Source organism: Nocardioides sp. (genome assembly GCF_041600255.1).
GTDB lineage: Bacteria > Actinomycetota > Actinomycetes > Propionibacteriales > Nocardioidaceae > Nocardioides.
The window spans coordinates 15,438-39,485 of sequence record NZ_JBFIKK010000013.1; the positions used below are offsets into that span (position 1 = coordinate 15,438).

Genomic DNA, 24,048 nt, shown 5'->3' on the forward strand with positions numbered 1-24,048 from the left:
TGGCCCCAAACCGCTGACCCGTCACTTGTGGTTAACCACAAGTGACGGGTCAGCGGCATTTGTGCCACCACAACTGGCAGGTCAGCGGCTGTTCGGCAACCAGAAGTGGCAGGTCACGGGGTGAAGTGGAAGCGGTCCCGGTGCCCCAGGATCAGCGCGCCGACAGCGGCCGAGATCAGGGAGCCGACCAGGACGGCGGCCTTGGCGGCCTCACGCGTGTCGCCGGTGAAGGAGAGTTCGGCCACCAGCAGCGACACCGTGAAGCCGACACCGGCCACCACCGCCACGCCGACGATGTCGCGCCAGTAGAGCTCCTTGTTCAGCTCGGCACGAGTCACCCGGGTGACCACGAAGGCGCCGAGGAAGACCCCGAGCGGCTTGCCGACCACCAGGCCGAGCACGACGCCGACCACGACCGGGTCGGAGACCAGCTCAGCGCCGCCACCGAAGGCGACGCCGGCGGAGAGCAGCGCGAAGAACGGCACGGCGACCCCCGCGGACAGCGGCGACAGCTTGTGCTCGAGCCGCTCGGCCGGGCTGTGCGACTCGGTCTCGTCGGGCTTCACCCGGGTGAGCAGACCGAGGACGACGCCGGCGATGGTCGCGTGGATGCCGCTCTCGTGCATGAACCACCAGGCGACCAGCGCGACCACGATGTAGGCGATCGGCAGGTGCACCCGGAAGTGCTGCATCAGGGCCCAGGCCACGAACGCCAACCCGGAGATCGCGAGCGGCAGCAGGGCGAGCGACGAGGTGAAGAAGATCGCGATGATCACGATCACGATCAGGTCGTCGACCACGGCCAGCGTCAGCAGGAAGGCCCGCAGCGGGGTGGGCAGGTGGCTGCCCACGACCGCCAGCACGGCGAGCGCGAAGGCGATGTCGGTGGCGGCGGGGATGGCCCAGCCGCCGAGGTCGCCCCCGTCGTAGCTGGCGTTGATGGCCAGGTAGATCGCCGCAGGTACGGCGACCCCGCAGATCGCGGCGACCACCGGCACCGCGGCGTCCACCGGCTTGCGCAGCGACCCCACGACGAACTCACGCTTGAGCTCGAGCCCGGCCACGAAGAAGAACAGCGTCAGCGCGCCGTCGGCGGCCCAGTGCTTCATGTCGAGGGGACCGAGCTGGAAGTCCTGGAACGCGGTGTACGCATCGGAGATCGGCGAGTTCGCCCAGGCGACGGCGATCGCGGCGGCGATCAGCGCGATGGTGCCGCCGACCGTCTCGCGCCGCAGGTAGTCGCCGAGGAACGTCGACTCGCTTCGGTCGAGCTTGGGGAAGAAGAACCGGGCGCTCTTGGCGACGATCATCAACTGGCTTCTCTCGGTCAGGCGCGGGCAAGTCGTCGCGGGCGAGCGGGGGTCGCCGACAACGTGCCGACCAGACTTCCCGGCTCACCGGGGGCGATCCTACCCAACGAGCGCCGGCCGACTCTCGTTGTAGGGTCGCAACCCAGATCGCCGCCCCACCAGACAAAGGGAACACGCATGGCAACCCAACCGGTCCAGGACAACGATCCGACCATCGGCCGTCTGGTCACCGACGCCAGCCGAGACATCTCGACCCTGATCTCGAAGGAGATCCAGCTCGCCAAGTCCGAGCTGAAGGTGAGCGTCAAGGCCGGGGGGATCGGGATCGGGCTGTTCGTTGCGGCCGGCTTCCTGGTGGTGCTCGCGGTGATCATGCTCTCGGTCGCCATCGCCTACCTGATCCACTGGGACGGCGACGGGTTGGCGCTGAAGTGGGCGTTCCTGATCGTGACCGGCTTCTACCTCCTGCTGGCGGGCCTGCTCGCCGCCGTCGGCGTCAAGAAGGTCAAGCAGGTCGGGCCGCCCGAGGGCGCGATCCGTCAGGGCAAGCAGATCCCGACCGCCCTCAAGGGCCACTCCTGACCAGCCCGACCTGACCAGCCCGACCTGACCGGCCCGGACGTCACGACCCAGGACTGATCGAGCCGTTAGCCCGCGCAGTTGCCGGTGGAGACCGGGTCGCCGTTGCTCATCCCGAGCGCGGCGCTGCGCGAGACCTGCTCGGCGGTGAGCGCGTACCCGGTCTCGTTGTCGGAGACCGAGGCCGCGAAGACGACGCCGACGACGTCACCGGCCGAGGAGACGATCGGACCGCCCGAGTTGCCCGGTCGGACCAGGGCACGCAGCGAGAAGACCTCGCGGATCACCGTGCCGTTGCCGTAGATGTCGGGCGAGCGCAGCCGCTGCTCGGAGCGGATCCGGCCCGGCTGGACGTCGTACGGCCCGTCCTGGGGGTAGCCCAGGATCGCGACGCCGTCCCCGGAGTCGGCGCCCTGGTCGAAGGCGAGCGTGGGCAGGCTGCCGCTCTCGAACTCCAGCACCGCGACGTCGAGGTCGGGGTTGTAGTAGACGACCTCGGCCGAGACGGTGGAGTCCCCGAGCACCACCTCGGGGGTGCGCACGCCGGCCACGACGTGGGCGTTGGTCATCATCCGGTCGTCGGCGTAGACGAAGCCCGAGCCCTCGATGCCCCGACCGCAGGCGTTGGTGCCGCGGATCTTGAGCACGCTGGCCTGGGCGTTCATGACGTCCGGGTCCTTGAGCAGGCGTCGCGGCCCGGGGCCGACGGTGACGATGCGCTCGGGCGAGAACGGCTCGAGGTAGCGCGGGAAGAAGCTGGTGCCGACGACGTTGTTGAAGGTCGAGAGCACGCCCCCCGCGGAGCTGGGCAACACCTTGTCGACCTGGGCCAGTACGGCGGAGCTGCGCACCATCGGCGTGACCTGACCGATCCGGGTGCCGGAGACGGCCACCCCGAGGGCCCAGGCCACCAGCAGGACCGCGGCGGCGCTCAGCGCGGCACCACCGACGGCGTCGATGGCCCGGACCGGCCGCCAGGTGATCCGGTCACGGATCCGAGCCCCCAGGAACTGCATCAGGGCCTGGCCGATCGAGGCGGCCAGGATCACGATGAAGAGCGCCCCCAGGGACACCATCAACGACGGGGTCGCGTCACCGAGGGCGACCGGGGCCAGCCAGACGCCGAAGAGGCCGCCCATCAGCAGCCCGGAGGTGGCGAACGCGCCTGTCACGAAGCCCTGCCAGTAGCCGGAGAGGGCATAGGCGAGCACGAGTACGACCAGCAGCCAGTCGAGCAGGTTCATCGACGCTCCTCGAATCTGGTGTTGGGACGGATGTCGGATCGGGTGGGCTCACCCTGCAGCATGTGGGCCGGGAGGTCACGCATCGGCGCGTCCGGCACGGGGTCGGTCCAGCCGACGAAGTCGAAGAGCCGGGAGATGATCCCGGCGGTGAACCCCCAGAGGATCGACTCCTTGTCGTCCCCGATCAGGAAGCCCGGACCCACCCACCCGGTGGGGTGACGGACCTGGATCCGGTGGGTCGGGTCGACCAGCTCGGCGATCGGCACCCGGAAGACCTGGTGCACCTCGTCGGGGTCGACCACGCCGACCTCGGTCTGGACCCGCCACCAGCCCAGCACCGGGGTGACCGCGAAGTTGCTGGGCGGGAGCCAGAGCTCGGGCAGCTCGGCGAAGACGTGGACGCCCTCGGGGTCGACCCCGGTCTCCTCCCAGGCCTCGCGCAGCGCGGCCTGGTGCGGCGTCTCGCCCGGGTCGATGGAGCCGCCGGGGAAGGAGATCTGCCCAGGGTGCGAGCGCATGTGGTGGGCGCGCTCGGTGAGCAGCAGCTCGCCACCGTCGGCGCCCTCGCCGAAGAGCATCAGCACCGCGCCCCGCCGGGCGTCGGAGCCCTCCGGCGGCATGAAGCGAGTCAGGTCGTGCACGGTGATCGAGCGGGCGCCGTCCACCATCGGGCGCAGCCACTCGGGCAGGTCGTGGGCGTGCTGCGGGTCGGCGGCGTTCACAGGACCACCCCCAGGTGCTGCTCGACGAGGTCGACGAGCTCCTGCTGGGACTCGATGATCGTGAACTCCTGGTGCACCACGCGTCCGTCGGCGTCCACCAGGGCGAGGAAGGGGAGCCCCCGCAGGGACGGGAACGGCTCCGCACGGTCCAGGTCGCCCTGCGGGTCCGCGAGCAGCGGGTACGTCGCACCCGTCTCCGAGACGAGCGCCATGGCTGCCTGGGTCTGGACGTCCTGGTAGTCGATCCCCAGGAGACCGACCCGGTCGCCGTGCTCGGCGTAGAACTCCTGCAGCACCGGCATCTCCTTGCGGCACGGCTGGCACCACGACGCCCAGAGGCTGACCACCAGCGGTCCGCGCACGGTGGCGAGGTCGACGTCCGGGCCACCCCCGAAGCACGGGAGCGTCACCGCAGGCAGACCGTCCTCGACCGGGGCGCCGGTGCCGGGCGTGCAGGGCTCGACGCCGGCCTCCGCCTTCGCGGCGCGCAGTGCCGGGGTGTCGACGTCCACCCGGGCGGCACCGGGCGCGCTGACGCCACCGTCGGCGTCGGCGCAGCCGCCGAGCAGGACGACGGCAGCGAGCAGCGCCCCGAGGATCCGGGCAGGACGGCGCCGACTCATGCGGGTCCCTGGGTCCGGACCAGACCGGCGGCGATCTCGGGGTCGGTCTCACCGGCGCCGTACGAGGGGCACCAGCGCGCCACCGGGCAAGCGCCGCAGGCGGGGCGCTTGGCGAAACAGCGGCGCCGGCCGTGCCAGATGACGTGGTGGGAGAGCATCGTCCAGTCCTTGCGGGGGAAGAGCTCGGCCACGGCGTGCTCGACCTTGACCGGGTCGGTCTCCTCGGTCCAGCCCCAGCGGCGGACCAGCCGTCCGAAGTGGGTGTCGACGGTGATCCCCGGGACGTCGAAGGCGTTGCCGAGCACCACGAAGGCGGTCTTGCGGCCGACGCCCGGCAAGCTGACCAGGTCCTCGAGCCGGCCGGGCACCTGGCCGTCGTACTTCTCGACGAGGGCCTGGCTGAGGCGGAGCAGGGAGTCGGTCTTGGCGCGGAAGAACCCCAGCGGACCGATCAGCTGCTCGAGATGCTCGCGGGGAGCTCCGGCCATCGCGGCGGCGTCGGGGTAGGCGGCGAAGAGGGAGGGCCGGACGGCGTTGACCCGACGGTCGGTGGTCTGGGCGGACAGCACCGTCACCACGAGCAACTCGAACGGATTGTCGAAGTCGAGCTCGCAGCGCGCATCGGGGTAGGTCTCGGCGAGCACCCGATTGATCCGGCGGGCGCGGCGGACGAGGCCGGTCCTGGTTTCGGGATCGGGCACTCCCCCAGCGTACGGCGCACCGCCGACACCCGTCACAATGCGACTTCCCGCGGCCAGTTGTGACTGTGACCTATCCCACTGGTTAGGATCGGGCCACACCGCGTACGCGGCGCCGCCACCAAGGAGGACTCGTGGACAACGACGTATTGCGTCAGGCTCCCCTGTTCAGCGCTCTCGACGACGAAGCGGCGTCTGCGCTGCGGTCCTCGATGACCGACAGCCGACTGCGACGCGGGGACGTGCTGTTCCACGAGGGGGACTCCGGCGACAAGCTGTACGTCGTGCTCGACGGCAAGGTGAAGCTCGGCCGCACGTCCGCGGACGGCCGCGAGAACCTGCTCGCGATCCTCGGCCCCGGTCAGATGTTCGGCGAGCTCTCGCTCTTCGACCCCGGTCCGCGCTCGGCGACCGTCACGGCCGTCACCGACGCCTCCTTCGCCTCGCTCTCGCACGAGGACCTGCTGCGCTGGCTGGACGGTCGCCCGATGGTGGCCCGGGGCCTGCTTTCGCAGCTCGCCGCTCGGCTGCGCAAGGCCAACGACGTCGTGGCCGACCTGGTCTTCTCCGACGTGCCCGGTCGGGTCGCCAAGGCGCTGCTCGACCTCGCGGACCGCTTCGGCCGCACCGCGGACGACGGGGTGCACGTGCACCACGACCTGACCCAGGAGGAGCTGGCCCAGCTGGTCGGCGCCTCCCGCGAGACCGTGAACAAGGCGCTGGCCGACTTCGCCTCGCGCGGGTGGCTGCGGCTCGAGCCCCGCTCAGTCGTGATCATGGACGTCGAGCGGATGGCGCGCCGCGCCCGCTGACCGCTCCCTGATTTCCGCTGTAACGCGGGGTTATTGACGCTGCAGAGCCCGCCGGGGGTGCACTCAGCGTCCAGAACCCCGCACCACATCGGACTTCCGCGCCGCCGCCGTCCGTTCCACCCGTCGCCACACCTGGTGGCCGACCACGCCCAGCAGGCCCAGCCAGAGGACCACGGCGGCGTACCCAGCGACCTCATCGCCCGCCGTACGACGGAGCACCTCGAGCAGGCCGAGCCCGACGACTGCCACGCCCGTCCCGAGCAGCAGGGCTGTCAGGTGCTTCGAGCGGGTGACCATGGCGGCCATCCTGTCAACGGTCGACCCCGGCGCAGGCTCCCGACACGGTCAGGAACGGGCGCCTCTGCCGCGGGGGTGTTGACGCTGAGTGCACCCCCGGCAGCTTGTTCAGCGACCATAACCCCGCGTTACAGCCGAAACCGACCTCAGCCCCGGGCGGCGAGGTACGCCAGCTGGGCACGTACCGACAGCTCGGCCGCACCCCACAGCACCGGGTCGACGTCGGAGTAGACCATCTCCACGACGCGCCGCGGCAGCTCCTCGACCGCCAGCCCCTCGGGGTGTGGCGCAGCCTTGAGCGCCGCCACCGCCGCCTCGACCTGCGCCAACCGCTCGCGCCGATGGGCAAGGTAGAAGTTCAGCGCACCGAGCGCGTTCTCGATGACCGGCCCGTGGCCGGGCCAGATCGCGGCCACCTCCTCCGCCTCGGCCAGCGCGTGCAGCCGGTCCAGCGAGTCGAGGTAGGCACCCAGCTCACCGTCGGGGTGCGCCACCACGGTGGTGCCCCGACCGAGCACGGTGTCCCCGGTCAGCACCGCCCGCTCGGCCGCCACCAGGAACGACAGCGAGTCGGAGGTGTGCCCCGGCGTCGCCACGACCCGCACCTCGAGACCGTCGACGTCGACCACGTCACCGTCGGCCAGCCCCTCCGAGCCGAGTCGGTGCGCCGGGTCGAGAGCGCGCACGCCGCAACCCATCCGCTCGGCGAACGCCTTGGCCGCCTCCGAGTGGTCGGCATGGTGGTGGGTCAGCAGCACGGCGCCCACCTCCCCGGCCACGTCGGCGATCGCATCGAGGTGGGACAGGATCGACGGCCCGGGGTCGACGACGATCGAGCGGCGGGCGTCCGGCTCGCGCAGCACCCACGTGTTCGTGCCGTCGAGCGTCATGAAGTTCGCGTTCGGGGCGAGCACGCATCGACCACGGGACCCGAAGGTCCCGCCGGCCCACCCCGAGCCGGTCACGACCGTCGCTCCGCCACCAACGGCCGGTGGTGGTCGGGCATCGAGAGCGTCCAGCCGTCACCCAGCGGCTCGACGGACGGCATGAACATCTCCACGGTGCGCCCCTCGGCCGCGGCGAAGGCCTCGCCGGCGTCGGCGTACTGCCCGACCTCCAGGCAGGTGAGGTACGTCGGCGGCATCATCAGCATCTCGCCGGCGTCGGCAGCGTCGGCGGCGTCGATCGCCGGCAGCCAGGTCACCGAGGACGACTCGGTCGAGACGTCGCGGGTGATCTGCCCCACGGGGAGTCGCGCGACGAAGAACCAGGTCCGGAAGCGCTTCGGCTCGAAGACCGGGGTCAGCCAACCGCCCCAGACTCCCAACAGGTCGGTGCGCAGCACCAGCCCCCGCCGAGTCAGGAACTCGGTCATCGCCAGCTCCCGGGACTCCAGCGCGTGCCGGTCGGCCTCCCAGTCGTCGCTGGTCGTGTCGGCCACCACGGTCGACGCGGAGCCGCCGGCCAGCAGCACGCCCGACTCCTCGAAGGTCTCCCGGACCGCGGCACAGACCAGCGCCCGCGCGGTCTCCTCGTCGGCGCCCAACCGCACCGCCCACTCGGCGGGCGACGGACCGGCCCAGGCGACGTCGGCGTCGAAGTCGCGCGGGTCGACACCACCTCCGGGGTAGACGCACATGCCGCCGGCGAACTCCATCGAGACCTGGCGGCGCATCAGGTAGACCGCCGGGCCCCGCTCGGAGTCGCGCAGCAGGATCACGGTCGCCGCGTTGCGCGGCTCGGCGGCGGTCCGGGTGCCCTCGGCGTACTCGCGGGCGGCCTCGACCACGCGCTCGGGCAGCGGCACCGGCGGGAGGGGGATCCTCATCGGGCCCCTCAGACCTCGACCATCAGCTCGACCTCGACCGGCGCGTCGAGCGGCAGGACAGGGACGCCGACCGCGGACCGGGCGTGCACGCCGGCCTCGCCGAAGACCTTGCCGAGCAGCTCGGAGACGCCGTTCGCGACCTGCGGCTGGCCGGTGAAGTCAGGCGTGGAGGCGACGAAGCAGACCACCTTGACGACCCGCTTCACCAGCGCGAGGTCGCCGATCTCGGCCTTCACCGCGGCGATCGCGTTGAGCGCGCACTGCTGCGCACACGCGACGGCCTCCTCCTGGCTGACCTCGGCGCCGACCTTGCCGGTCGCCATCAGCTCGCCCGAACGCATCGGGAGCTGGCCCGAGGTGAAGACGTGGTTGCCGGAGCGGACGGCCGGCACGTAGACCGCCACCGGCTTGGCGACCTCGGGGACCGCGAGGCCGAGCTCGGCCAGGCGCTCCTCGGGGGTGTTCATGCGAGCGGCCGCTTGAAGTAGCCGACGAGGTTCTCCGGGTTCATGCCGGGCGCGATCTGGACGAGCTCCCAGCCCTCGGAGCCGAAGTTGTCGAGGATCTGCTTCGCGGCGTGCGTCAGGATCGGGGCAGTCAGGTATTCCCACTTGGTCATGGCTCGCACCCTACTAGCGGCCCTCGGCCTCAGAGGAACGGCAGGTACGGCGAGAGCACCCCACGCAGCTCGTTGACCGCCAGCGCCGCGAACAGCAGCGCACACAGCGCGAGCAGCCCGTTGGACAGCCACCCGTTGCGCCACTGCCGCGGGACCGCCGCGCCCGGCATGTCCCCGTCGCCGCGCCGGTTCAGCAGCACCAGCAGCGTGATCGCCAGGAACGGCATGAAGATCGCCCCGAGGGTCCCGTAGGCGAGGATCAGTCCGATCGGCTTGTCGAGGAGCAGCAGGAGCATCGGCGGGAAGGTCAGCCAGAGCATGTAGCCGCGGAAGTAGCGGCCGCCGGTCCGGGTGTCGGGATGCCCGGACGGCAGGTTGCGCAGGTTGCCCCAGAAGTCGGCGAACATCAGGCTGACCCCGCTCCACACCCCGATCAGCGACGAGAAGGACGCCGCCCAGAAGCCGATCAGGAAAACATGGCCGAAGACGTCGCCGTACCGGTCGCGCAGCACGCCGGAGAGCTGCACCAGCGCCTGGTCCCCAGTGGCCAGGGCGATGTTGGCGGAGTAGAGCAGCTCGGCCCCGACGATCAGCATCGACACCACGAAGACGCCGGTGACGGCGTAGGCGACGCCGTTGTCGAGGCGCATCACCCGCATGAAGCGCGGCGTCGACCAGCCCTTCTCCCGCAGCCAGTACCCGTACGCCGCCAGCGTGATCGTCCCGCCGACACCCCCGGCGATGGCCAGCACGTTGAAGATCGAGTCGTCCGGGAAGATCGGCCGCAGACCCAGCGCGACCTCGCCGAGGTTGGGCAGGGTGAGGGCGGCCGCGCCGACGACCGCCACGAACATCGCACCCACGAAGCCGGTGACGACCTTCTCGAAGGTGGCATACGAGCCGAACCAGACCAGCGCCAGTCCGACCAGCCCCGAGGCGATCGCCGTCCAACGCAGGGAGAGGTCGGGGAAGAGCGCGACCAGCGGGAGCGCGGAGGAGGACATCGCGGTGGCGCCGTAGACCAGGCCCCAGACGACGATGTACGGCGCGAAGTACCAGGTCGTCCAGCGGCCCAGGCTGCGCCAGCCCTCGAAGATCGTGCGCCCGGAGGCCAGCGAGTACCGGCCGGCGCCCTCGACCAGCACCACCTTGATCACCGCCCCCAGGACGGCCACCCAGAGCAGGGTGTAGCCGAACTTGGCCCCGGCCACCAGGGTCGCGACCAGGTCGGCGGCGCCGACCCCGGTGGCGGCCACCACGAGGCCGGGCCCGACGAGCCGCCACCTGGGCTGCGTGTCAGAGGGCGCGGGCAGGTCTGTCGTCATGTCCCGAGAAGTCACCGCGTCATCATGCAATGCGGGGTCGGCTCAGCCCAGCGCGGGCTCGGTCTTCTCCCGGACTTCGTCCTCGGTGACCCCGGGAGCGAGCTCGACCAGCGTCAGGCCGCCGCCGTCCGGCAGGACGTCGATGACGCAGAGGTCGGTGATGATCCGCTGGACCACGCCACGACCGGTGTAGGGCAGCGAGCACTCCTCGACGATCTTGTAGCTGCCGTCCTTGGCGACGTGCTCCATCAGCACGATCACCCGCTTGGCGCCGTGGACCAGGTCCATCGCGCCGCCCATCCCCTTGACCATCTTCCCGGGGATCATCCAGTTGGCGATGTCACCGGTCGCGCTGACCTGCATCGCGCCGAGGATCGCGGCGTCGATCTTGCCGCCGCGGATCATCCCGAAGGAGGTGGCGGAGTCGAAGAAGGAGGCGCCTCGGCGCAGGGTCACGGTCTCCTTGCCGGCGTTGATCAGGTCGGCGTCCTCCTCACCCTCGAGGGGGTAGGCGCCGACGCCGAGGATGCCGTTCTCGGACTGGAGCACCAACTCGACGTCGTCGTCGACGTAGTTCGGCACCAGGGTGGGCAGGCCGATCCCGAGGTTGACGTAGGAGCCGTCCTTCAGCTCGGAGGCGGCCCGGGCCGCCATCTCCTCACGCGTCCATGCCATGTCAGGCCTCCTGCCGCGGACGCACGGTCCGCTTCTCGATGCGCTTGTCCGCCGCCTGCTCCGGGGTCAGCGCGACCACGCGCTGCACGAAGACCCCCGGGGTGTGCACGTCGTTGGGGTCGATCTCGCCGGGCTCCACCAGCTCCTCGACCTCGGCGATGGTCAGCCGACCGCACATCGCGGCGAGCGGGTTGAAGTTCCGGGCGGAGTCGCGGTAGACGAGATTGCCGTGCCGGTCGCCCTTCCAGGCGCGGACCAGGCCGTAGTCGGCGACGATCGCCTCCTCCAGCACGAACTCCTTGGGACCGTCGACGGTCTCGAAGGTGCGGGTCTCCTTGGGCGGGGAGGAGACGATCACGTTGCCCTCGGCGTCGTACTTCCAGGGCAGGCCGCCCTCGGCGACCTGAGTGCCGCCCCCGGTGGCGGTGAAGAAGGCGGCGATCCCGGAGCCGCCGGCGCGCATCCGTTCGGCGAGGGTGCCCTGGGGGGTGAGCTCGACCTCGAGCTCGCCGGAGAGGTACTGCCGGGCGAACTCCTTGTTCTCCCCGACGTACGACGAGATCATCCGCCGCAGCCGCTTGGCCATCAGCAGGCGACCGAGCCCCCAGTCGTCGACCCCGCAGTTGTTCGACACGGCCTCGAGCTCGTCGGCACCGCTGGCGAGCAGCGCGTCGATGAGCACGGACGGGATCCCACAGAGACCGAAGCCACCGACCGCGAGCGTGGATCCGCTCGCGATGTCGGCGACGGCCTCGGCCGCGCTGGAGACGACCTTGTCCACGACAGTTCCTCCCTCGGCCCGAACGGGCCTCGATGACGTCCGGGTGACGCGAGGGTCGGACCGAACCGACCCGCGGCGCCGCCAGCGATCCTAGTCACGTCCACCCCCGGGCACGCATGGGCGGACCCGCCACAGAAGTGGCCGCCGGCATGGCTGCCACCCCCATGCCGGGCACGTGTTGGGGGCGAGCGCCTACGCTGCGAGGCGTGTCCCAGGAGAAGACGACCCGCGCCCCCGACTGGCCCGGCGTGCAGCTGCACGTGGTCAGCGGCAAGGGCGGCACCGGCAAGACGACGGTTGCCGCCGCCCTCGCCCTCGCCCTCGCCTCGCACGGCAAGAACGTGCTGCTCTGCGAGGTCGAGGGCCGTCAGGGCATCGCCCGGCTGTTCGACGTCGACCCGCTGCCCTACGAGGAGCGGCGGATCGCCACGGGGCTGCGTGGCCCCGACGGCTCGCCCGGCACGGTGCACGCGCTGCACATCGACGCCGAGGCGGCTCTGCTGGAGTACCTCGCGATGTACTACAAGCTCGGGCGCGCGGGACGAGCCCTCGACCGCTTCGGCGTGATCGAGTTCGCGACCACGATCGCGCCCGGCGTCCGCGACGTCCTGCTCACCGGCAAGGTGTTCGAGGCCGCCCAGCGCAACAGCCGCAACAAGGCCGCGATCCAGTACGACGCGGTGGTGCTGGACGCCCCGCCGACCGGGCGAATCAGCCAGTTCCTGAACGTGAACAACGAGCTCGCCGGGCTCGCCAAGGTGGGGCCGATCAAGAGCCAGGCCGACAGCGTGATGACGCTGTTCCGGTCCCCGCGGACGGCCGTGCACCTGGTCACCGTGCTCGAGGAGATGCCGGTGCAGGAGACCGCCGACGGGATCGACGAGCTGCGAGCCGCCCGACTGCCCGTCGGCGGGGTGGTGGTCAACCTGGTGCGGCCGCGCGACCTCGACGAGGGCGACCTGGCCGCCGCCAGGGCCGGCACCCTGGACCGGCAGGCGATCACCTCCGAGCTGAAGACCGCCGGCCTCGAGACCGACGACCCCCTGGTCGACGGCCTGCTCGCCGAGGCTGCCGACCACGCCGAACGGCGGGCGCTCGAGGAGAGTCAGCGCACCATCGTGGGCGGGCTGGGCGTGCCGACGTACGAGCTGCCCCGCCTCGCCGGAGGTGTCGACCTCGGCGGCCTCTACGAACTCGCGGCCGCCCTGAGAGATCAAGGACTGTGCTCATGACCAGGTCCCGCAGCCGGGTCGGCCCGCTGGCCGTCACCGAGAGCCCCGCCCCCGACCTCGACACCGACGCGCTGATCGACGACCCAACGACCGGCATCATCGTGTGCTGCGGCTCCGGCGGCGTCGGCAAGACCACCACCGCGGCGGCGCTGGCGCTGCGCGCGGCCGAGCGAGGCCGCAGGGTCGTCGTGCTCACCATCGACCCGGCCCGTCGGCTGGCCCAGTCGATGGGCATCGAGTCGCTCGACAACACGCCTCGACCGGTGCTCGGGGTCGACCCCGCCCACGGCGGCAGCCTCGACGCGATGATGCTCGACATGAAGCGCACCTTCGACGAGGTGGTGCAGAGTCAGGCCAGCGAGGAGAAGGCCCGCCAGATCCTGGCGAACCCCTTCTACGTCGCCCTCTCCAGCTCGTTCGCGGGCACGCAGGAGTACATGGCGATGGAGAAGCTCGGCCAGATCCACCGGGACGCCCGACGTGACGGCACCTACGACCTGATCGTGGTGGACACGCCACCGTCCCGCTCCGCCCTGGACTTCCTGGACGCTCCCGAACGGCTCTCGAGCTTCCTCGACGGCAAGTTCATCCGGCTGCTGCTGGCCCCCGCCCGCGGGCCGGCCAGGCTGATGACGGCCGGCCTCGGCCTGATCACGAACGCGCTGACCAAGATCCTGGGCGCGCAGGTGCTTCGCGACATGCAGACCTTCGTCGCCGCCTTCGACACGCTCTTCGGCGGGTTCCGTCAGCGGGCGCAGAAGACTTTCGCGCTGCTGCAGGCGGACGGCACGTCGTTCCTCGTCGTCGCCGCACCCGAGCCGGACGCCCTGCGCGAGGCGCAGTACTTCGTCGAGCGGCTCAGCGAGGACCGGATGCCGCTGGGCGGCCTGATCGTCAACCGCGCCAGCCCGAGCCCCCAGGGAGGCCTGGGCGCCGACGAGGCGATGGCCGCGGCCGCGCGCCTGCGTACGTCGGACCCGGAGTCGGTGACGGCCGGCCTGCTGCGACTGCACGCCGACCGGGCCCGGATGGTGGAGCGCGAGTCCCGCCTGCGGGACCGGTTCGCGGCCGCCCACCCGGAGGTGGCGACAGCGGTGGTCCCGGCACTGGCAGGCGACGTGCACGACCTCGACGGTCTGCGCACAATCGGCGCCCTACTGTCAGGGCAGGGGCCCGCGATCAGGAGTTGACGGTGACCTGACCGTCGGCGTTGGCGTTGCGGGCCGTCTCCAGGACCGAGCGCCACGAGGCGTTCGGACGACGGCGGAGCAGGGCCCGGCGCTCGCGCTCGGTCATGCCTCCCCAGACGCCCCACTCGATCTGGTTGTCGAGGGCCTCGGCGAGGCACTCGGTGCGCACGGGACAACCCCCGCACAGCTGCTTGGCCTTGTTCTGCTCGGCGCCTCGCACGAACAACTGGTCCGGCTGCGCCTGGCGGCACGCAGCCGCCGGTGTCCAATCTTCAACCCACATAAGAGATGCCCCCACACATCGTCCGACAGTGACGACGTCCCCATGACGTCGGCATCGGATGCAACAACGTTGCCCTAAGAACGTAAAGAAATTAACCACTCCTGGTACAGACCTCTTCGGTCCAATCGGCGTAGTCCGAAGTAACTAGTCCGGGATGGCGGCAACTAGGTTAGGGTTCCGCGCCCCGTTACGCTGGGCGGCATGTCTGTCCCCCGTGACGAGCGCCTGCCCCTGGTCCGCGTGGCCTCTCACCTGGGCGTCATGCTCGCCGTGTCGGTGGTCATGGGTCTCCTGGTGGCCGGCCTCGCGATCCCGTTCGCCGGCGCGCTCGGGATCGGGGCCCGCAACGTCGCTCGCAACATGGACAACCTGCCTGCCGAGCTCGACGCCCAGCCGCTGGACCAGAAGACCCGGATCGTCGACGCCGACGGCAACGTCATCGCCTCGCTGTACGACGAGAACCGGATCAACGTCCCGCTGCGCCAGATCTCGCGGACCATGGTCAAGGCGATGGTCGCCATCGAGGACTACCGCTTCTACGAGCACGGCGCGCTGGACCTGAAGGGCACGCTGCGTGCCCTGATCACCAACCAGGCCAGCGGGGACGCTGTGCAGGGCGGATCCTCGATCACCCAGCAGATGGTCAAGCTGACGCTGCTCAGCCAGGCGGAGACCGACGAGGAGAAGCAGGCCGCCACCGCCGAGACGTACGCCCGCAAGGTGCGTGAGCTCCGGTACGCGATCGCCTTCGAGCAGAACTACTCCAAGGACTGGATCCTCGAGCGCTACCTGAACATCGCCTACTTCGGCGACGGCGCCTACGGCGTCCAGTCGGCCGCACGGCACTACTTCGACAAGAACGCCAAGGACCTCAACCTGCGCGAGTCGGCGATGCTGGCCGGCCTGGTCCGCAACCCCACCGGCTACGACCCCACCAACTCGCCGGACCGCGCCCTGGAGCGACGCAACATCGTCCTCGGCCGGATGGCCGAGCTCAACGTCATCTCGGAGGAGAAGGCCGCCAAGGTCCGCGAGCGCGGCCTCGGCCTGCAGGTGGTGCCCTCGAACAACGGCTGCGTCTTCTCGGCCGCACCGTTCTTCTGCGACTACGTGATCGCCACCCTGCTGACCGACCCGGCCCTGGGCAAGGACCCGACCGAGCGCCGTCAGCTGCTCTACTCCGGCGGCCTGACCATCCACACCACCATCGACCTGCGCGACCAGAAGGCCGCCGACGATTCGGTGCGCAAGCACGTCTACCCGACCGACCGCGCCATCGGTGCCCTCGCGATGGTCGAGCCGGGCACCGGTGACGTCAAGGCGCTGGCCCAGTCCCGCCCGATGGGCCGCGACAAGAAGTCCGGTCAGACGTTCCTGAACTACGTGGTGCCCAAGGAGTACGGCGACTCCAACGGCTTCCAGGCAGGATCGACGTTCAAGGCGTTCGTGCTGGCCGCGGCGATCGAGCAGGACATCCCGCTCACCCAGACGTTCAACTCGCCGCCGACGATGACGCTGCAGCAGAAGGACTTCGCCAACTGCCCCGGCCAGCCGCCCTTTGCCGGCGAGTTCAAGGTCGGCAACTCCACCACCAGCGGCACGAAGGACCTCTACACCGGCACCCGCGAGTCGGTGAACACCTTCTACGCCCAGCTCGAGCGTGAAACGGGCGTCTGCGCGCCGTTCCGCCTGGCCAAGGAGATGGGGGTCCAGCTCACCAACCCCAAGGGCGACAAGTACGGCAACGGCGCGGAGCGGGTGCCCACCTTCACCCTGGGCGTCGCCAGCGTCAGCCCGCTGGAGATGGCCGAGGCCTACGCGACCTTCGCGGGCCGCGGCCTGCACTGCGCCGCCCGACCGATCACCGCGATCGACGACCCGACCGGCAGCCGACTCAAGGAGTACCCCTCCGACTGCACCCAGGTCCTGCCCCAGGCCACCGCGGACGCCGTCAACGACGTCCTGCGCGGCGTCCAGGAGCCGGGCGGCTTCGGGGCCAGCAACGGACTGACCCTCGACTCCCCCTCGGCCGGCAAGACCGGAACCACCCAGGAGGGCAAGGCCGTCTGGTTCATCGGCTACACGCCCAAGCTGGCCGCCGCCGCGATGATCGCGGGCGCCGACGACCTGGGCCGACCCACCCGTCTGGCCGGGCAGGTCATCGGTGGCCGGTACCGCTCCACCGCCTCCGGCTCCGGCTTCGCGGGTCCGATGTGGGGCGACGCGATGAAGGTGATCGACGACCGGCTTCCCAACGAGGACTTCGTCGCACCGTCGGCCGTCGACGTCCGTGGCGTGCTGACCAGCGTCCCGTCCACGGGCGGGATGAGCATCGAGGACGCCCAGTCCAAGCTCGCGGACGCCGGCTTCAAGGTGACCATCGGCAGCGAGCGCGACTCCAGCTACCCGCGCGGCACTGTGGCCTACACCGACCCGCGCGCCGGGTCGCAGGCGCCGAGCGGTCGGACGATCACGATCTACCCGTCCGACGGCACGCCGTACGTCCCGCCGAAGCCCAAGGACAACAAGAACGACAACAACGACAAGAACGACGACAAGAAGAAGGACAAGAAGAAGAACCGCTGACCCGTCGCCCGGTCAGCCGGGAGCCGTCGGGTCCGACCGGGGGGCCGCGTCGGGGCCTTCGGTGGTGATCGCCGCGTAGAGCAGGCTGTCGCGCCAGGCGCCGCGGACCAGCAGGTGGTCGCGCATCCGACCCTCCTGGCGCAGCCCGACCTTCTCCAGCACCCGCTGCGAGCCGACGTTCTCCGGATGACAGGTGGCCTCCACCCGGTGCATGCCCAGGGTGGTCCGAGCGAACCCCAGCACCAGTCCCGCCACCTCGGTGGCGTAGCCGCGACCCCAGTGCGCGGGGTCGATCAGGTAGCCGAAGCGGGCCCGCCGGTGCTCGGGGCTGCAGACGGTGACGGCAGTCGAGCCGATTCCGGTCTCGTCGGCCAGCATCACGGCCCACGTCCAGGTGCCGGGCCCGCCGGCGTGTTCGGACCCCAGTCGGTGAAGCGGGTCAGCCGAGCTGACGCCGCACCTCGGCCGCGACGGCGCCACCGTCGGCCCGGCCCTTGACCTGGGGCTGGACGACGCCCATCACCTTGCCCATCGCCCGCATGCCCTCGCCGGAGGCGCCGGTCTGCTCGATGGCAGCCGCCACGATCGCGGCGACGTCCTCGTCGGAGAGCGCCTCGGGGAGGTAGTCGGCGAGCACCTCGGCCTCGGCCCGCTCCTTGGCTGCCATCTCGGCGCGACCGCCCTCCTCGAACGCGGTGGCCGCCTCGCGGCGCTTCTTCGCCTCACTGGAGAGCACGCCGATGACGTCGTCGTCGCTCAGCTCGCGCTGCTCCTTGCCGGCCACCTCGGCGTTGGTGATGGCGGTCAGCACCATCCGCAGGGTCGAGGAGCGAATCTCGTCGCGGGCCTTGATGCTGGCGGTCAGGTCCGCACGGAGTCGATCCTTCAGAGCACTCATGAGGGCCATTGTGGCAGCCTTGCGGCATGACCCCGAGCCCCCATCTGCTGCGCGCCGTGGGACGGCTCGTGGGGGCGGGAGCCGTCGCCGGCGCCGCCCTGACGGCGTACGCCCTCTGCGAGGCCCGGGCCTACACGCTGCGTCGGGTGGAGCTGCCGATCCTGCCGAGCGGACAACGACCGCTGCGGGTGCTCCACCTCTCCGACGTGCACATGACCCCGGGCCAGCACCGCAAGCAGCAGTGGCTGCGCGGCCTCGCGTCGTTGGAGCCGGACCTGGTGATCAACACCGGCGACAACCTGGCGCACCTGCGCTCGGTCCCGGTGATGCTCGACGCCCTCGGGCCACTGCTCGACGTGCCCGGCGTCTTCGTCTTCGGGTCCAACGACTACTTCGCTCCCAGCCTGCGCAACCCCGTGCGCTACCTGCTGCCCGACAACGGCACCCGTCACACCGACACCCCCCAGCTGCCGTGGCCCGAGCTGCGGGACTCCTTCGTCGCCGCCGGCTGGCGGGACCTGACCAACCGCACCGACACCCTCGGGGTCCAGGAGACCTCGTTCGCGTTCGCCGGCGTCGACGACCCGCACCTGGCCTACGACGACCTCGCGGCCGTGGCCGGCCCTGCCGACGCGGACGCGGACGTGCGCCTCGGGGTGGCGCACGCGCCGTACCTGCGGGTGCTGGACCAGTTCGCCGCCGACGGGTACGACGCCGTGATCGCGGGCCACACCCACGGTGGCCAGGTCTGCCTGCCCGGCTTCGGAGCCCTCACCACGAACTGCGACCTCGAGCCGGCACGCGCCAAGGGCCTGCACCGGCATCCGGCCGACTCCCGGCCCGGCGACCCGGGCTCCGCGTGGCTGCACGTCTCGGCCGGGCTGGGCACCAGCCCGTACGCCCGGATCCGGGTGGCCTGCCGACCCGAGGCCACGCTGCTGACCCTCACCGAAGCGCGCTGACCTTTCACCCAAGCGCGCTGACCTGCCACTTCTGGTTGCGGACGGTGGCCGATTTCAAGGGGCCGTCACTGCTCGGGTATGCTCGCCGTGCTCGTGCGCCGACCCCGTGTCGGAGCCGACATCGGGCTGTGGCGCAGCTTGGTAGCGCGCGTCGTTCGGGACGACGAGGCCGCAGGTTCAAATCCTGTCAGCCCGACATCTGCAAGGCCCGGACCCCTCAGGGGTCCGGGCCTTGCGTGTTCGGTACGGAGCCACCCTGACGGCGTGGCAAACTCCTCCCCATGGGTGTGGGAGAAGAAGAATCTGAGCGCGACAGCCCGTCACTCGAGCTGCCTTCGCTGGGGTTCGGACGCAAGCGCCGCCAGAAGGGCACGGACGAGGCCACGGAGCAGAGCGGCGACTCTCCGGAGGAGGGCGTCGACGCGCCCGCGGAGGCTGCCGGCGATGCGACGGAGACAGCCGCCCCGACGCCGGTGACCGCCGAGCCTGAGGCGTCCGTCGCCGAGACGCCTGCCCCGGAGCCGGAGGAGGCCGAGCCGACTCAGCCCGTGGCCGCGGCACCGCGACCGCGATGGGACACCCCGGCCACCCGCCCGCAGCCGCCCGCGCCCGCCCCGGTCTTCGCCGACGAGGTGCCCGACGCCGGCGCCGAGGAGTCGGCCACCGAAGCGGCCCACCACGACGAGGACGAGGCCGAGAACGAGGCCGAGGACGCGTCGGCCAGCACCGCCGGAGTGGCCGCCCTGCGCGCGGTCAGCGGGATGACCGGAGCGATCCTGACCGGCCTGCTGATCGGTGCCGCCACCGTCGGCCTGACCTGGGGCTCACTGAGCCTCTGCGAGGTCATCCAGGGGACGAGCTCGTGCGGCAACCCGGGCTACCTGCTGCTGCTCGCCATCCTGGCCGCGATGACCATGCTGGGCTCCCAGCTGCTCCGGCTGTTCGGCATCCCCGACGCGCCCAGCACGAGCTTCCTCGCGGTCGGCCTGCTGGCCGTGCTCGCCCTGCTGCTCCTGGTCGACGTGCTGCTGAGCTGGTGGATGATCATCATCATCCCGCTGTTCTCGATGGCCACCTTCGCGCTCGCGCACTGGGTGACCACCACGTTCACCGAGGAAGACGCCTGAGCGAGTCCGCGACGCGGCCCTGACGGGGCTCGCACCTGCGGTCAGCGGCGAGCGAGCAACTCCGCGATCTGCACCGTGTTCAGGGCCGCGCCCTTGCGCAGGTTGTCGTTGGAGACGAAGAGCGCCAACCCGCGGTCCCCGTCGACGCCCGGGTCCTGCCGGATCCGTCCGACGTACGACGGGTCGCGGCCGGCCGCGAGCAGCGGGGTCGGGATGTCGGCCAGCTCCACACCGGGAGCGCCGGAGAGCAGCTCACGGGCCCGCTCCACGGTCATCGCCTCGGCGAACTCGGCGTTGATCGCCAGCGAGTGGCCCGTGAAGACCGGGACCCGGACACAGATGCCGGAGACCCGCAGGTCGGGGATGCCCAGGATCTTGCGGGACTCGTTGCGGAGCTTCTGCTCCTCGTCGGTCTCGTTCAGGCCGTCGTCGACGATCGAGCCGGCCATCGGGAGCACGTTGTAGGCGATCGTGCGGGCGTAGGTGTTCGGCTCGGGGAAGGCGACCGCCTCCCCGTCGTAGGCCAGCTCACGGGCCTTGTCACCCACCGCGGCGACCTGCCCGGCCAGTTCGTCCACGCCGGCGACCCCGCTGCCCGAGACGGCCTGGTACGTCGAGGCGATCAGCCGCACCAGCCCGGCCTCGTCGTGCAGCGGCTTGAGCACGGGCATGGCCGCCATCGTGGTGCAGTTCGGGTTGGCGATGATGCCCTTGGTGGCGCCGGCGATGGCCTCCGGGTTGACCTCGGAGACGACCAACGGGACGTCGGGGTCCATCCGGAAGGCCGACGAGTTGTCGACCACCGTGGCGCCCGCGGCGGCGAAGGCCGGGGCGAGCGCGCGCGAGGTGGTGGCGCCGGCGGAGAAGAGCGCGATGTCGAGGCCGCTGGGGTCCGCGGTGGCGGCGTCCTCGACGGTGATCTGGCGACCGGCGTACGGCAGCACGCTGCCGGCCGACCGGGCCGAGGCGAAGAAGCGCACCTCGTCGGCGGGGAAGCCCCGCTCCTCGAGGATCTGGCGCATCGCGACGCCCACCTGTCCGGTGGCGCCGACCACGCCGAGCCGGATGCTCATCGGCCGGTCCCGCCGTAGACGACCGCCTCGACCTCAGCGGCGTCGAGGTCGAAGGCGGTGTGGGTGGCCTGGACGGCGGCGTTGACCTGGTCCTCGTCGACGATCACGGAGATCCGGATCTCGGAGGTGGAGATCATCGCGATGTTGACGCCGGCGGTGGCCAGGGCAGCGAAGAACTTGGCGGTGATCCCCGGGTGGGAGCGCATGCCCGCACCGATCAGCGAGACCTTACCGATCTGGTCGTCGTAGAGCAGCTTGTCGAAGCCGACCTCGTCCTGGATCTTGGCCAGGGCGCTCATCGCCGCCTGACCGTCCTCGCGGGGCAGGGTGAACGAGATGTCCGTGCGTCCGCTGACGGCGGCGGAGACGTTCTGCACGACCATGTCGATGTTGACCTCGCTGGCGGCCAGCGCCTCGAAGATCCGGGCCGCCTCGCCGACCTTGTCGGGCACGCCGACCACGGTGATCTTGGCCTCGCTGCGGTCGTGGGCAACGCCCGCGATGATGGCTTGTTCCATCTCGGTTCCTTCCGGGGAAGCGGGGAGGATCCAGGTGCCTTCCTTCTGGGAAAAGGAGGAGCGCACGTGGATGGGCATGGTGTAGCGGCGGGCGTACTCGACACAGCGCAGGTGCAGGATCTTGGCGCCCGACGCGGCCATCTCCAGCATCTCCTCGGTGGAGATCCGGTCGAGCTTGCGAGCCGAGGGCACGATCCGCGGGTCGGCGGTGAAGACGCCGTCGACGTCGCTGTAGATCTCGCACACATCGGCGCCCAGGGCGGCCGCCAGGGCCACCGCGGTGGTGTCGGAGGCGCCCCGGCCGAGCGTGGTGACGTCCTTGGTGTCCTGGGAGACCCCCTGGAAGCCGGCGACGATCGCGATCGCGCCGTCGGCGATCGCGGCCTCGATCCGGCTTGGGGTGATGTCGATGATCTTGGCGCGACCGTGCGAGGAGTCGGTGATCACGCCCGCCTGGGAGCCGGTGAACGACTGGGCCTTGTGGCCGAGCTGGGCGATCGCCATCGCGACCAGCGCCATCGAGATCCGCTCGCCCGCCGTCAGCAGCATGTCGAGCTCGCGCGGCGGGGGCAGGGGGGTGACCTGCTGGGCGAGGTCACGCAGGTCGTCGGTGGTGTCGCCCATGGCGGAGACGACCACGACGACGTCATGGCCGGCCTTGCGGGTGGCGACGATCTTCTGCGCCACTCGCTTGATGCCGGTGGCATCGGCGACGGACGAGCCGCCGTACTTCTGCACGACAATGCCCACTGGGATGTCCTCTGGGTCGGTTGGCGTCCTGGGTCGCCCGCCCCGGCATGGACCGTGGGCTAGCGCGGCGCTGCGCTGCGACCGGGCGAAGTCTACCGGGGCGCCGTCCCGGCGCCGCCGAGTATCTCATTGGCCGCCGCCACCTGGTCGGCGTCGAGCTCGATCTCGAGGTCGAGCCGGTCGTGGGTGATCACCGACTGCAGCGCCCGCAGGGTCGCCGAGGCGATGCTCCCCCACGAGGCGACGTAGGAGAACTGCCACCACCACAGGGCCTCGAGGACGTTGCCGGACTTGTAGTGCCGCAGGCCGTTGGCCAGGTCGGTCGCGACCGCGGTCAGGTCGTCGGAGAGCTGGGAGGTGACCAGCTCGGGCGAGTACGGGTCGAAGTTGAAGGTGTAGGTGTCGACGTCGTCGAGCATCCGCGCCAGGCGCAGCCGCATCGCGTCGAGGTCGGGGTCGGGGCCGACGTCGGGCTGGTACTCCTGGCCGGGCTCGAAGTCCGCCTGCACCCCGAGGCGGGCGCCGGCGAGCAGCACCTGCGAGACCTCGAGCAGGAGGAGCGAGATCGCGCGCCCGTTCTCCGGCTCGCGCGAGATCGCTTGGAGGGCCAGCAGGAAGCTGGCCACCTGGTCGGCGATCTGCTGGGCGAACTCCTCGAGCTCCCCCGCCAGGTCGTCACGCCCGAGAACGTCCCCTGCCTGCGTCTGTTCCACGTGCTCAGTCATCTGCGGATCGCCTCCCTGCGAATGCGCGGCCAAGAGTGACTTCATCGGCGTACTCGAGGTCACCACCTACCGGCAGTCCACTCGCCAAACGCGTCACGCGCAAGCCGAGCGGCTTGAGCATGCGGGTCAGATAGGTGGCGGTGGCCTCTCCCTCGAGGTTCGGATCGGTCGCCAGGATCACCTCCGTGATCGCTCCGTCGGCGAGACGGACCATCAGCTCGCGGATCCGGAGCTGCTCGGGACCGAGCCCGTCGATCGGCGAGATCGCCCCTCCCAGGACGTGGTAGCGCCCCCGGAACTCGCGGGTGCGCTCGATCGCCACGACGTCCTTGTACTCCTCGACGACGCAGAGGACCGCGGGGTCGCGCCGCGGGTCCCGGCAGATCCGGCACTGCTCGTCCTCGGAGACGTTGAAGCAGACGCTGCAGAACTTCACCTTGGCCTTGACCTCGATCAGCACGTCCGCGAGGCGACGTACGTCGGCAGGCTCGGCCTGGAGCAGGTGGAAGGCGATCCGCTGCGCGCTCTTGGGACCGACGCCGGGCAGTCGGCCCAGCTCGTCGATCAGGTCCTGGACGATTCCTTCGTACAACGCAGGCCGGACCTAACCGCCGAGACCGGGCAGGCCACCGCCGCCGGCCAGCGGGCCCATGACCTCGCCGGCGAGCGCGTCGGCCTTCGCCTTGGCGTCGCGGTACGCCGCGACGATCATGTCGCCGAGGTCGGCCAGGTCGTCGACGTCGGAGCCGTCGAAGCCGCCGGCCTTGATCTCGATGCCGACCAGCTCGCCCACCCCGTTCACGGTCGCGGTGACGGCACCGCCGGCCACCGTGCCGTCGACGGTGGTGTCGGCCAGCTGGGCCTGGGCGTTCTGGAGCTGCTCCTGCATCTGCTGCGCCTGCTGGAGCAGGGCGTTCATGTCGAAGCCGCCACCGCCACCGAGTGCGTCGAAGGGGTTCTGGGTCATGGTGTTGGTCACCTCTCGGAAGTCGTGCAGGGTGGGGTGGATCACGGGTGCTGGATCTCGTCGATGACCTGCGCGCCGAGCTCACGTGCCAGCAGCGCGGCGCCGTCGAGGCCCTGGGTGTCGGCGTCGAGGTCGTCGGGGTGGGCGTCGGCATCGGCATCGGCGAGACCGACCTCGGCGGAGCGGTCCACCTCGCCGGCCTGGCGGGTCTGCTGGATGGCGCC

29 protein-coding genes and 1 tRNA gene are annotated in these 24,048 nt (G+C 70.9%); 8 read left to right on the plus strand and 22 right to left on the minus strand.

Annotation, left to right across the window (positions count from 1 at the left end):
- Positions 1-113: 113 nt before the first annotated feature.
- Positions 114-1,310: a Na+/H+ antiporter NhaA gene (gene nhaA / locus ABZE72_RS02945; protein WP_372727528.1), complete on the minus strand. Its 1,197-nt coding sequence runs from the start codon at positions 1,308-1,310 to the stop codon at positions 114-116.
- A 177-nt stretch (positions 1,311-1,487) separates the two neighbouring features.
- On the opposite strand from nhaA, the gene ABZE72_RS02950 reads away from it, so the two are divergent.
- Positions 1,488-1,892 carry a phage holin family protein gene (locus ABZE72_RS02950; protein ID WP_372727529.1) on the plus strand — a complete coding sequence of 135 codons (405 nt, stop codon included), beginning with the start codon at positions 1,488-1,490 and terminating at the stop codon, positions 1,890-1,892.
- Between the two features lie 65 nt (positions 1,893-1,957).
- Here ABZE72_RS02950 and ABZE72_RS02955 read toward each other — a convergent pair whose 3' ends face one another.
- Genes ABZE72_RS02955 through nth form a run of 4 tightly spaced genes read right to left on the minus strand, consistent with a single transcriptional unit; the run spans position 1,958 to position 5,179 of the window.
- Entirely contained in the window at positions 1,958-3,133 is a 1,176-nt protein-coding gene (locus tag ABZE72_RS02955; protein ID WP_372727530.1) for a MarP family serine protease, read from the minus strand.
- Positions 3,130-3,855 (minus strand): CoA pyrophosphatase, encoded by a 726-nt coding sequence (locus ABZE72_RS02960; RefSeq protein ID WP_372727531.1) that lies wholly within the window; start codon positions 3,853-3,855, stop codon positions 3,130-3,132. The genes ABZE72_RS02955 and ABZE72_RS02960 overlap by 4 nt, the downstream gene beginning before the upstream one ends.
- Positions 3,852-4,478 carry a TlpA family protein disulfide reductase gene (locus ABZE72_RS02965; RefSeq protein ID WP_372727532.1) on the minus strand — a complete coding sequence of 209 codons (627 nt, stop codon included), beginning with the start codon at positions 4,476-4,478 and terminating at the stop codon, positions 3,852-3,854. Before ABZE72_RS02965 ends, ABZE72_RS02960 begins: the two co-directional genes overlap by 4 nt.
- Complete coding sequence (gene nth / locus ABZE72_RS02970) at positions 4,475-5,179, minus strand: endonuclease III (RefSeq protein WP_372727533.1); 705 nt, start codon at positions 5,177-5,179, stop codon at positions 4,475-4,477. Before nth ends, ABZE72_RS02965 begins: the two co-directional genes overlap by 4 nt.
- Before the next feature lie 131 nt (positions 5,180-5,310).
- Between nth and ABZE72_RS02975 the strand changes: the two genes are divergently transcribed.
- Complete coding sequence (locus ABZE72_RS02975) at positions 5,311-5,988, plus strand: Crp/Fnr family transcriptional regulator (protein WP_372727534.1); 678 nt, start codon at positions 5,311-5,313, stop codon at positions 5,986-5,988.
- A 63-nt stretch (positions 5,989-6,051) separates the two neighbouring features.
- Here ABZE72_RS02975 and ABZE72_RS02980 read toward each other — a convergent pair whose 3' ends face one another.
- The 8 genes from ABZE72_RS02980 to ABZE72_RS03015 all read right to left on the minus strand — a co-directional run bounded on the left by ABZE72_RS02980 (position 6,052) and on the right by ABZE72_RS03015 (position 11,513).
- The gene (locus tag ABZE72_RS02980; protein WP_372727535.1) at positions 6,052-6,285 is read right to left on the minus strand and encodes a hypothetical protein; all 234 of its coding nucleotides are present in this window, start codon (positions 6,283-6,285) and stop codon (positions 6,052-6,054) included.
- Positions 6,286-6,431: 146 nt separating this feature from the next.
- Positions 6,432-7,199 (minus strand): MBL fold metallo-hydrolase, encoded by a 768-nt coding sequence (locus ABZE72_RS02985; RefSeq protein ID WP_372727536.1) that lies wholly within the window; start codon positions 7,197-7,199, stop codon positions 6,432-6,434.
- A gap of 47 nt (positions 7,200-7,246) precedes the next feature.
- Positions 7,247-8,113 (minus strand): NUDIX hydrolase, encoded by an 867-nt coding sequence (locus ABZE72_RS02990; RefSeq protein ID WP_372727537.1) that lies wholly within the window; start codon positions 8,111-8,113, stop codon positions 7,247-7,249.
- A gap of 8 nt (positions 8,114-8,121) precedes the next feature.
- The gene (locus tag ABZE72_RS02995) at positions 8,122-8,580 is read right to left on the minus strand and encodes a RidA family protein (RefSeq protein WP_372727538.1); all 459 of its coding nucleotides are present in this window, start codon (positions 8,578-8,580) and stop codon (positions 8,122-8,124) included.
- The gene (locus ABZE72_RS03000; protein WP_372727539.1) at positions 8,577-8,732 is read right to left on the minus strand and encodes a DUF4177 domain-containing protein; all 156 of its coding nucleotides are present in this window, start codon (positions 8,730-8,732) and stop codon (positions 8,577-8,579) included. The genes ABZE72_RS02995 and ABZE72_RS03000 overlap by 4 nt, the downstream gene beginning before the upstream one ends.
- Before the next feature lie 29 nt (positions 8,733-8,761).
- Positions 8,762-10,072, minus strand: coding sequence for an Nramp family divalent metal transporter (locus ABZE72_RS03005; protein WP_372727540.1), 1,311 nt, complete (start codon positions 10,070-10,072; stop codon positions 8,762-8,764).
- A gap of 27 nt (positions 10,073-10,099) precedes the next feature.
- On the minus strand, positions 10,100-10,732 hold the full coding sequence (locus tag ABZE72_RS03010) for a CoA transferase subunit B (protein ID WP_372727541.1): 633 nt from the start codon (positions 10,730-10,732) through the stop codon (positions 10,100-10,102).
- 1 nt (position 10,733) lies between these two features.
- Positions 10,734-11,513, minus strand: a complete 780-nt coding sequence (locus ABZE72_RS03015; RefSeq protein ID WP_372727542.1) for a CoA transferase subunit A — start codon at positions 11,511-11,513, stop codon at positions 10,734-10,736.
- 206 nt (positions 11,514-11,719) lie between these two features.
- On the opposite strand from ABZE72_RS03015, the gene ABZE72_RS03020 reads away from it, so the two are divergent.
- Together ABZE72_RS03020 and ABZE72_RS03025 are read left to right on the plus strand one after the other, a co-directional pair.
- Positions 11,720-12,745, plus strand: coding sequence for an ArsA-related P-loop ATPase (locus ABZE72_RS03020; protein WP_372727543.1), 1,026 nt, complete (start codon positions 11,720-11,722; stop codon positions 12,743-12,745).
- Positions 12,742-13,935, plus strand: coding sequence for an ArsA family ATPase (locus ABZE72_RS03025; protein ID WP_372727544.1), 1,194 nt, complete (start codon positions 12,742-12,744; stop codon positions 13,933-13,935). The genes ABZE72_RS03020 and ABZE72_RS03025 overlap by 4 nt, the downstream gene beginning before the upstream one ends.
- Here ABZE72_RS03025 and ABZE72_RS03030 read toward each other — a convergent pair.
- Entirely contained in the window at positions 13,925-14,218 is a 294-nt protein-coding gene (locus tag ABZE72_RS03030; RefSeq protein ID WP_372727545.1) for a WhiB family transcriptional regulator, read from the minus strand. The genes ABZE72_RS03025 and ABZE72_RS03030 overlap by 11 nt on opposite strands.
- Positions 14,219-14,419: 201 nt before the next feature.
- Here ABZE72_RS03030 and ABZE72_RS03035 point away from each other — a divergent pair, with 201 nt between their 5' ends.
- A complete protein-coding gene (locus ABZE72_RS03035; RefSeq protein WP_372727546.1) occupies positions 14,420-16,804 on the plus strand; it encodes a transglycosylase domain-containing protein in 2,385 nt (794 codons plus the stop codon).
- A 12-nt stretch (positions 16,805-16,816) separates the two neighbouring features.
- Here ABZE72_RS03035 and ABZE72_RS03040 read toward each other — a convergent pair whose 3' ends face one another.
- Positions 16,817-17,284 (minus strand): GNAT family N-acetyltransferase, encoded by a 468-nt coding sequence (locus ABZE72_RS03040; protein ID WP_372727547.1) that lies wholly within the window; start codon positions 17,282-17,284, stop codon positions 16,817-16,819.
- Complete coding sequence (locus ABZE72_RS03045; protein WP_372727548.1) at positions 17,244-17,702, minus strand: GatB/YqeY domain-containing protein; 459 nt, start codon at positions 17,700-17,702, stop codon at positions 17,244-17,246. Before ABZE72_RS03045 ends, ABZE72_RS03040 begins: the two co-directional genes overlap by 41 nt.
- A 26-nt stretch (positions 17,703-17,728) precedes the next feature.
- Here ABZE72_RS03045 and ABZE72_RS03050 point away from each other — a divergent pair, with 26 nt between their 5' ends.
- The 3 genes from ABZE72_RS03050 (at position 17,729) to ABZE72_RS03060 (ending at position 19,791) form a co-directional block, all read left to right on the plus strand.
- Positions 17,729-18,664, plus strand: a complete 936-nt coding sequence (locus ABZE72_RS03050) for a metallophosphoesterase (RefSeq protein ID WP_372727549.1) — start codon at positions 17,729-17,731, stop codon at positions 18,662-18,664.
- Between the two features lie 122 nt (positions 18,665-18,786).
- Positions 18,787-18,860, plus strand: a tRNA-Pro gene (locus tag ABZE72_RS03055).
- 85 nt (positions 18,861-18,945) lie between these two features.
- On the plus strand, positions 18,946-19,791 hold the full coding sequence (locus ABZE72_RS03060; RefSeq protein WP_372727550.1) for a hypothetical protein: 846 nt from the start codon (positions 18,946-18,948) through the stop codon (positions 19,789-19,791).
- Between the two features lie 41 nt (positions 19,792-19,832).
- On the opposite strand, the gene ABZE72_RS03065 is transcribed toward ABZE72_RS03060, so the two are convergent.
- The 6 genes from ABZE72_RS03065 to ABZE72_RS03090 all read right to left on the minus strand — a co-directional run.
- Positions 19,833-20,864 (minus strand): aspartate-semialdehyde dehydrogenase, encoded by a 1,032-nt coding sequence (locus ABZE72_RS03065; RefSeq protein ID WP_372727551.1) that lies wholly within the window; start codon positions 20,862-20,864, stop codon positions 19,833-19,835.
- Positions 20,861-22,132, minus strand: coding sequence for an aspartate kinase (locus ABZE72_RS03070; RefSeq protein ID WP_372727552.1), 1,272 nt, complete (start codon positions 22,130-22,132; stop codon positions 20,861-20,863). The genes ABZE72_RS03065 and ABZE72_RS03070 overlap by 4 nt, the downstream gene beginning before the upstream one ends.
- 92 nt (positions 22,133-22,224) lie before the next feature.
- Complete coding sequence (locus ABZE72_RS03075) at positions 22,225-22,857, minus strand: DUF5063 domain-containing protein (RefSeq protein ID WP_372727553.1); 633 nt, start codon at positions 22,855-22,857, stop codon at positions 22,225-22,227.
- Positions 22,850-23,449, minus strand: coding sequence for a recombination mediator RecR (gene recR / locus ABZE72_RS03080; protein ID WP_372727554.1), 600 nt, complete (start codon positions 23,447-23,449; stop codon positions 22,850-22,852). Before recR ends, ABZE72_RS03075 begins: the two co-directional genes overlap by 8 nt.
- Positions 23,450-23,461: 12 nt before the next feature.
- Positions 23,462-23,824 (minus strand): YbaB/EbfC family nucleoid-associated protein, encoded by a 363-nt coding sequence (locus ABZE72_RS03085; RefSeq protein WP_372727555.1) that lies wholly within the window; start codon positions 23,822-23,824, stop codon positions 23,462-23,464.
- A gap of 41 nt (positions 23,825-23,865) precedes the next feature.
- On the minus strand, positions 23,866-24,048 hold a 183-nt coding region (locus ABZE72_RS03090; RefSeq protein WP_372727556.1), incomplete at its 5' end, for a hypothetical protein.